The sequence below is a fragment of the Enterococcus sp. ARL09-542 genome (genome assembly GCF_005234805.1).
In the GTDB taxonomy this organism is placed as follows: Bacteria; Bacillota; Bacilli; order Lactobacillales; family Enterococcaceae; genus Enterococcus_D; species Enterococcus_D gallinarum.
This window is the reverse complement of sequence record NZ_QPQX01000050.1, coordinates 1-1,419: the sequence shown is the minus strand read 5'-3', so window position 1 is coordinate 1,419 and position 1,419 is coordinate 1. Positions and strand designations below refer to the sequence as shown.

Here is a 1,419-nt window from a genome sequence, read left to right as displayed (position 1 = left end):
AAACAATTTAAAGGACAAGGCCAACTACCCCAAGGCCATTATGCCGATATTTCAGCAACAATTGCAGAAAACTTTGCGGTACCGGCAACAGAAAATGGAACAAGTTTTTTAAATTTTTTAAAATGATAATTAACACTTTTAAATGTTTTTGTTTATTAGATAGAAAAATAGGATTTTGACTATATTTCTATTGAAGCAAGACTATCATATTTTAATGATTTTTTACTTTTGGGATGTGTAAAATTAAAACTAGGTCAGAATGAACCTCATTCTAGCCTAGTTTTTTGTCTAATAAAGATAAAAGTTTAGCACATAGGGTGTCCTAAATGCGAGGAAATTGAGAGGGAAAAGGTATTTTAAAAATAATTTTTTCAAAGAATGAAAGTAGGTTTCTATAGTCGGTATATAAGTATATGCTATAACCCATTTATAAGTGTTATAATCAAAAATTGCAGTATTGAGCGTATATTATAGAAAAGGCAATAAGAAAAAGTGTTAGATGTGTGTGTTATAGAGCTGAACGAAAGTGAAGAATGGATTCTGGAACATCTCAAGGAGGGGGATAAGTCCCATCTTAACTAATGTATATACACTATGTATTTGATTTATAGATGAGAATGATATTTCCAAAAAATCTATGGATGAGATATGCAGATGATGACTTGATTCATTGTGCAATGAAGAAACAAGTGATTCATCTTAGGAAAGAATTGGCAAAGAGAATAAAAGAATATTTTCTTGAAAATTATCCAGAAAAAAGCAAAATTGTTTATTGTAGAATAATCAGTCAAATGAAGAAAGTAGTTTTAAGTTTTGGGGTTATTCCTTTGGAAATCGATTGGGTGTTTATTTCATCGGCTTTATTTTCGCACATTCGTTTGTGGAATATTCTGAATCCCATTATTCGAGGATGGGTCAACTATTTCATGAAATTTAATAAGAGTGAAGCAAGTAGGAAAGAAAATCAATTATATGAATCTGGTACCGATAAGATGGTTAAGAGTAAATATCAGTCAGATACTAAAAAATTGTATGAGATGAAAGATGTTAAAATCATTGAAGCTACATCATACTTGACCATATTTAATTGTTAGTGAGAATATCACACAAAATTAGTATTTCCAGTTTGGGCTATTTATTAAATGATTAAAAAAAGATAAGGTTATGAGCTGTTGCTGATACTAAAAAATCCCTTTTAAAGTACTATCAAGTGATTAAGCCCATCTAGAGAGGCTTAAAAGCAATCCGTTTTCTAAAAGTAATTAGAATGATTTAAGTCTTTCCAATACAACCAATCAATTATTTTGTTTTTTAATGGTGTTTAAAAAACAAATATAAAGATTACGTGTTCTTTATATTTGTTTCGAATTATTATTTTTTATTGATTTAAAAAATGCAGATAAAAACAATGTATTAAGC

1 protein-coding gene and 1 pseudogene are annotated in these 1,419 nt (G+C 28.8%); both read left to right on the top strand.

Annotated features, from left to right (window positions below):
• Positions 1–126: pseudogene (locus DVW06_RS16795) on the top strand (phosphopentomutase); the annotation flags it as partial.
• Positions 127–611: 485 nt separating this feature from the next.
• A complete protein-coding gene (locus tag DVW06_RS16790) occupies positions 612–1,094 on the top strand; it encodes a group II intron maturase-specific domain-containing protein (RefSeq protein ID WP_137264921.1) in 483 nt (160 codons plus the stop codon).
• The last annotated feature ends 325 nt before the right edge of the window (positions 1,095–1,419 follow it).

Coding starts and splice junctions, on each gene's coding strand:
- DVW06_RS16790 (WP_137264921.1), top strand. CDS start 612: ATGAGAATGATATTTCCAAAAAATCTATGGATGAGATATGCAGATGAT.